The organism is Lutibacter oricola (assembly GCF_900106565.1).
In the GTDB taxonomy this organism is placed as follows: domain Bacteria; phylum Bacteroidota; class Bacteroidia; order Flavobacteriales; family Flavobacteriaceae; genus Lutibacter; species Lutibacter oricola.
Genome location: NZ_FNNJ01000019.1, coordinates 1 through 6677, shown reverse-complemented (window position 1 = coordinate 6677; position 6677 = coordinate 1). Strand labels below are relative to the sequence as shown.

General features: G+C 26.8%; 7 protein-coding genes. All 7 read left to right on the top strand.

What is annotated here, in order from left to right:
• Positions 1–220 precede the first annotated feature (220 nt).
• Positions 221–1075 carry a hypothetical protein gene (locus tag BLU40_RS16830; RefSeq protein ID WP_090126501.1) on the top strand — a complete coding sequence of 285 codons (855 nt, stop codon included), beginning with the start codon at positions 221–223 and terminating at the stop codon, positions 1073–1075.
• 151 nt (positions 1076–1226) lie between these two features.
• Positions 1227–2180 carry a transglutaminase domain-containing protein gene (locus BLU40_RS16825; RefSeq protein ID WP_175454828.1) on the top strand — a complete coding sequence of 318 codons (954 nt, stop codon included), beginning with the start codon at positions 1227–1229 and terminating at the stop codon, positions 2178–2180.
• Positions 2181–2341: 161 nt separating this feature from the next.
• Positions 2342–2878 (top strand): GIY-YIG nuclease family protein, encoded by a 537-nt coding sequence (locus tag BLU40_RS16820; protein WP_090126496.1) that lies wholly within the window; start codon positions 2342–2344, stop codon positions 2876–2878.
• Between the two features lie 166 nt (positions 2879–3044).
• Positions 3045–3857, top strand: a complete 813-nt coding sequence (locus BLU40_RS16815; protein ID WP_090126492.1) for an SH3 domain-containing protein — start codon at positions 3045–3047, stop codon at positions 3855–3857.
• A gap of 192 nt (positions 3858–4049) precedes the next feature.
• Positions 4050–4730, top strand: a complete 681-nt coding sequence (locus tag BLU40_RS16810) for a CPBP family intramembrane glutamic endopeptidase (protein ID WP_090126490.1) — start codon at positions 4050–4052, stop codon at positions 4728–4730.
• Between the two features lie 174 nt (positions 4731–4904).
• Positions 4905–5747 (top strand): TlpA family protein disulfide reductase, encoded by an 843-nt coding sequence (locus tag BLU40_RS16805; RefSeq protein ID WP_090126487.1) that lies wholly within the window; start codon positions 4905–4907, stop codon positions 5745–5747.
• A 162-nt stretch (positions 5748–5909) separates the two neighbouring features.
• On the top strand, positions 5910–6455 hold the full coding sequence (locus BLU40_RS16800) for a hypothetical protein (RefSeq protein ID WP_090126485.1): 546 nt from the start codon (positions 5910–5912) through the stop codon (positions 6453–6455).
• The last annotated feature ends 222 nt before the right edge of the window (positions 6456–6677 follow it).

Genomic DNA, 6677 nt, shown 5'->3' with positions numbered 1-6677 from the left:
ATTGAACCATTTTTTGTATTAACTAAATGATTAAAAACTACAGGTAACAACTGGTATATTTTATTGTTTGGTTCTAGCACATTTACGAAAATCCTATCGGATTTTCTTGGTCAGTAATTATTTACTAAATTTAGTGCTTAAACACTCAACAAAACATACCAAAAACCGTTGGCTGTAATTGTTTAACGAAATAAATATTAACTTCAAATCAAATTTATAGGTGCTAAAAGTTAAAATTGAAAATAGAGAGGTTGAATTTGAAACTCCGGATGTATTACTTGAAAACAGTTCTCCTGAAGATATTAAAAAACTAATAAGTTTAATGCCAAAAATGACTCAATCCCATTTTGTTAATTGGATTTCTGATATGAACAAAAAAAAGGCATTACTAATTTGGAAAAAGGAACTTGAGGAAAAGAAAAAAGAGCTTGAATTCAATAAAGAAGATATTGAATCAATTGTAAAAATTTGGAACTCAATTATCGATGAATATCTAGATTATAAATATTTACGAAAAATTGGAGTAAGGATTTCTGGTACAAAGATTCATAATTTCAATATATCAGACCTATACTCGAAATTAAAGGATAAAGACAATGAAAAAAATGAACTAGCTTATAGGTTAATTGACGTTAAATTATATTTATGTTTCAATTGGAGTATAATGTTTGTACAATACACTGATGCTTTTAAAATCGTAGGAAATAATGATTTATTAGGTGTAACTCCTGAAGCAGTTAATTGGATTAATGGGTTAGTTTATCGAATAAGTCTATTGTCCATTTTTATTGAAAAAACTTTAGATTTTATGGAATTTGTAATCAAAGGAAAGGTTAAAGATCATAAACGAGGAAAATGGGAAAAAAGGTTAGAATTAATTTCTACATTTATTGACATTTCAGAAGAAGAACAAAAAGTTATATTAGATTTTAAGAGTAGTTATAGAACTGCAGAATTACATAAAATGTCAGCAGTTAGAGCTATGACGAGTAGAGATAGATGGATTTCTGTAAAAAAAGAGGAAGATTTAGTTTCTGCTTTGTTAGAGAGGCTTTATGAAAAGATTGTAAATTAGTAATAACTACAGCCAACAACGCGTTTAATTCATTGCTTGTTAAGAGCTTATTTACGAAAGTCCTCACGGACTTTCTTGGTTCAGTATTTATTTGCTAAATTTAATGCTTAATCACGCAACGAAATCAAACCCAAAACCGTTACCACCAATTATGAGGAAAAAAATTGTCATTCTGATTATTTTATTTTCGATTTCAAATTTTGGATTTGCTCAAAATCAAAAAATATTATCGTTAGTTGAAAAAACAAATGATTTAAATCTTGATATGTGGGAATTGACCGAGTTTGCTGAAAAGAACTTAAATGACAAAGAGCAACTTGCTAGATTTTTTTATTATTGGATAGGCTCTAATATAAAATATGATAATGAATTATATCAGAAAATTATAAACGGAACTATAAACAACGATAACTTTTGGGAAAGTCAAGAAGAATATAAGGTTTATGATAATAGAAAAGGAGTTTGCGCTGGATATGCGAAATTATATCAATGGTTTTTAGATTGGGTAGATATTGAATCCGTCGTAATATCTGGACACATTCGAGATGAAAGAAATCACTATATAAATTTAGAATTAGATGATAATTATAGACACGCTTGGAATGCAATAAAAATAAATGAAAAATGGTTACTTGTTGATTCAACCTGGGGAACATCTTTAGATTCAATTACAGCAGATTATTATTTTAATATAGATCCTAAAAAAGCAATAATAACTCATTATCCATCCGAAACTAAATGGCAATTATTAGAAAAACCTTTAACATTGGAAGAGTATAATAAATCTAAATTCATCAAACCAATATGGTTTAAAGTAGGATATTCTGATAACCCTAATTTGAAAAGAGATAATAAGTACTACTATTTTGTATTTAAAAATAACCCTAATAAAGAATGGATTGTTAATTTGTCATATAGTGGAGATAATAAAAATTTCAAAAAGATAAAAGGATTACAGAAAATAGAACAAGATGGATACACGTATTTAAGATTTTATAAATCACTAATACCGAAAAAAGCATTTTTTAAAGTAAATTTATATAAGTCAAATAATGAAACTAGTGTTGATTTAGCTTATAAAGATGTGATAAATTTCAAGATATGATTTAAAAGGTGGTAACACCGCATATAGTTTATTGCTAGTTCTAGCCGACTTACGAAAATCCTAGCGGATTTCCTATTCGGTTTTTATTTGCTAAATTAGTGCTTTAAACACACAACAAACCATATTCAAACCCGTTGCCCAAAAGCTGATTAAAATACATAATGATAAAGAAAATTGATTCTGAAATTAGTAAACAAATGAAAATCTTAAAAGATGAGATTAAAAGATTTGAATTTGAAGATAATTATAAATTTAAACTGAATGAGGCAAGACAATTATTCAATGAAAATCAGCTGAATTTTAAAGGAGTTTATCTTTTGGAGATAAAAAAAAGTGAAAAATTTAGAAATTTTAATGAATGGTTTTTTGATTTTGAAAAAAACTGGATAAATGATAAATTTCATAACACTCCAAGATTGAGAAAAAAGAGTATTGAAAACTTAAAAATTAATGATGATTGGATTCCAATTTATATAGGAAAATCAAAAAATGTAGGAAAAAGAATTACCCAACATTTATTTCTTGAAAATCAGAAAAACACTTACGCTTTAAAATTAGAGTCAAAAGGATTTTTAGATAATGATAATTTAAGAGTTAAAACGATTAATCTAGATTATATTGATAATTACGACCAATTAGTTCCCGTAATTGAAAACGAATTAAGAATTAGATTTAATCCAATAATTGGAAAACAATGATTTCAGAAAAAGCCATTGGGCAACACCGCATATAGTTTATTGCTAGTTCTAGCCGACTTACGAAAATCCTAGCGGATTTCCTATTCGGTTTTTATTTACTAAATTAGTGCTTTAAACACGCAACAAACCATATTCAAACCCGTTAGCTAAAAGTGAAAACGAACGTATGAAAAAGATAATTTTAATATTAACTTTAATTCTAACATTTCAGACAATCTTTTCTCAATCTGAAACAAGATACGTTTCAAGAAATTTCAATTTTCAATCAAATCAAACCGAATATTTATTTGCCGATAATGTAAAGTTCAGAGAAAATCCAAATTTAGATTCAAAAATTATTGATTTGTTGAGTATTGATTCTCAAATTAAGATTATTGAGAAAACAGAAAAAACATTAGATTTTGACGGAGTAAAATCAAATTGGTATAAAATTAAAGTTGATAATAAAATTGGATTCGTTTTAGGAGCTTTGATATCTGTTTATAATTTAGAAGTTGAGAATACAAAATTTAAATTTCAGATTAAGTCAAACGAAAAAAATGATATTTATTTAAAAGTTCGAGTAATTTCAAATAATAGATTTGAGCAATTTGAGTATAAACTCATCGGAGAAGAATTTTCGATTGACTTAAGAGATAATCAAAACCTGAATAATTTAGACAATATGATAATTGTTGATTATTTAGCTGAAGCTTGTGGAGTTGAAAATGGAAAAACTTACATCTTTTGGAATAATGAGAAATTATATCACATTGCAGATTTATCATCGATGGCAGATGGAGGAATGTATTCTTATTCGAGTTATTTTATTTTTCCAAAAAGTATAAATGGAATAAAAGACAAAATTATTTACAAAAGAGAAACAGAAACAATGGAAGATGAAGAAACGAATTGGAGAAAAGAATCCATTGAAACAAGAGAATTAATTTGGAATGGCGAAAAATTGATTCCAGATTTACGAAATATAAAAAATGATTAGAAACACCTTTAGCTAACACTGGCTATATTGCATTACGGCGGATTTTCTTTACGAAAATCCTTCGTATATTTACAAAGGCAAGTTGCCAAAACGAAAAAATCTTACCGATTTTTCCGTAACGACAACATAGCCTAAACCGTTAGCCTTAACACTTGATGAAATTACTAATTAAAGAATAAAAATTATCTAACGATGAAACATCCATTAATAAAAATATTAATTGCTATTCTTTTAGGAGTATTTGTTTTAATGTTTGCTAGTGTAATTCAAATGATTATTTCGAATGAAACGATTATAACTGAAAATTTCTCTCCATTAAAAAAAATAGCAACTCATTTAGGAATGTTAATTTGTTCAATCTTAATTATTTTAATAATTACTAAAGGTAAATTAAACGAATATGGCTTTAATTGGAGCTTTGATTTTCCTTTTATGAAAATTATATTTATCAGTTTAGCATTCGGATTTTTATCATCTGTAATTGGAAATTTATTTATTGATTCAACATCAAAAACGGCAACGATAGATTTTACTTTAATTGAACAAGTCCTATACATTTGGTTTTTCGCTAGTATTGCCGAGGAAGTTTTTACACGTGGATTAATTCAAGGATTTTTATCTTCTTTAAAACATATTAGATTCAAATTATTAAACTATTATTTAAGTTTACCAGTTATAATTGGAGCAATATTCTTTGGAGCAATGCATTTAGCTTTACTCGCTTTAGGAGTGAATATTTTAAATGTTATGACAATTATAGTTTTCGGAATAGTATTAGGATTAATTGCTGGTTATCAAAAGGAAAAAACAAATAGTCTTATACCAGCAATAATTGTTCATATGTGCTTCAATATAGGTGGTGCTTTTCTATAAACTGATACGATTTAAAAATTAAGAAAAACGTGCAAAGGCTAACAACTGGTATATTTTATTGTTTGGTTCTAGCACACTTACGAAAATCCTATCGGATTTTCTTGGTCAATAATTATTTACTAAATTTATAGCTTAATCACTCAACAAAACATACCAAAAACCGTTACCCACAATATGAAGAAAATCCTATTTTATTTATTAGCAGCAATTTTGCCGATAATTATCTACCAAATTTATTATGGAATTTTTGGTGGAAATCATAGATGGATGATTTCATTGACATTACTTTCAATTTTCGTATTGTCTTTCATTTTATTTAACAAAAAAGAAAGAAAAGAGGACTTGATATTAGGATTTACAATCGTTTTTCCAATCTTTCTAATTTTCTTAATAACATCATTTTTTACTGGTTTTTCAAGGACGTTATTATATTTAATTTTTATACCAATAAGCACCTATTTAGGTTGGTTGTTTTTTAAACGAAAATCTATATTGACACTTATATTTTCGTTAATTCTATTCTCGTTTGTTGGAGTGATTTTATTTCCAAATATATTTATTTTACAAAAAAATGTAGGCGTACATACAAATGAAAAGTTTGATGGTATTTCATTAGTAGATAAGAATAAAGAAATTGTAAAGTTAGATAAATCAAAAATTATTATTCTCGATTTTTGGACAACATCTTGTGGGGTTTGTTTTAAAAAGTTTCCTGATTTAGAAAAATACTATTTAGAATTTAAGGACAATCCAGATGTGGAATTTTATTCGATAAACGTTCCTTTAAAAAGAGATGATTTCAGCAAAGTAGTTAAGTTAGTAGATGACCTGAACTACGAATTTCCGACTTTATATGCAACCTCAAAAAAGGAAGTTGAGAATTTAGGAATTTATGCTTACCCTCATTTATTAATACTCAAAAATGGAAAATTAAGATATGATGGCAGATTAGAAACTGATAAGTATATTTTCGTAAATCACTTGAAATCTGAAATAAATAAATTGATAACAGAATAAAAATACTGTGGGTAACAACGTACAAAAATAATTGCTTGGTTAGAGCCTACTTACGAAAGTCCTCACGGACTTTCTTTGCTCGGTAATTATTTACTAAATTTATAGCTTAAACACGCAACTAAATCTTGTACAAGACCGTTAGCAAATATTGACGAAAAAATTATGAAACCAACACTTTTGATAATTTCATTATTATTTATTTTCAGTTGTTCTTCTCAAAAAGTAGTTAAAGAAGAAAAATGCCCGAAAATATACAAGAATAAGTATACTGAAATATTAAATGAAAAATATGAAACTATCTACAAAAATGATACAATCCAATATAATGAAATAAGATTTGAATGTGTTTATTCTGCGTTTTACACTCATAAAATTATGTTTGACAAATTTGGAAAATGGGACAAAGAAATTTATCCGAGTAATAAAAAACATCCAATCTTAGTTTGGGAGAAAGTTGATTTATTTTCGAATGGAAAAAAATATAACGTCTATACTAACGGAATTGAGGAGTGGAAACATATTTACGCATCAGTTATGGTTTTTAACGAAAGTGATATCGATTTACTTCATAACGAATCACCTGAAAAAGAAAACCTTACTAATTATTTTGCCGATTTAATAAAGAAACATAAAACAGAAAAGAAAGATTTCTATGAAGTTTATTGGAAAATGGTAGACCCTGAAAAATGGAAAAGAATGAAAAGGTAAAAACATTTGCTAACAATGCGTTCATTTCATTGCTAGGCTAGTTAATCGTACGATTAACCTCTGATAATTCAAATGTTTTAGATTTTTAATTAACTTTGAACAAACACACGCAACGAAACTAAACTCTAAACCGTTAGCCACTATAAAAAATGAAATTTAGAATACATATAATAATCGGATTTTTATTTATGATGGTTTCTTGTGATCATATAATAATTATTA

Coding starts and splice junctions, on each gene's coding strand:
- BLU40_RS16825 (WP_175454828.1), top strand. CDS start 1,227: ATGAGGAAAAAAATTGTCATTCTGATTATTTTATTTTCGATTTCAAAT.
- BLU40_RS16820 (WP_090126496.1), top strand. CDS start 2,342: ATGATAAAGAAAATTGATTCTGAAATTAGTAAACAAATGAAAATCTTA.
- BLU40_RS16815 (WP_090126492.1), top strand. CDS start 3,045: ATGAAAAAGATAATTTTAATATTAACTTTAATTCTAACATTTCAGACA.
- BLU40_RS16810 (WP_090126490.1), top strand. CDS start 4,050: ATGAAACATCCATTAATAAAAATATTAATTGCTATTCTTTTAGGAGTA.
- BLU40_RS16805 (WP_090126487.1), top strand. CDS start 4,905: ATGAAGAAAATCCTATTTTATTTATTAGCAGCAATTTTGCCGATAATT.
- BLU40_RS16800 (WP_090126485.1), top strand. CDS start 5,910: ATGAAACCAACACTTTTGATAATTTCATTATTATTTATTTTCAGTTGT.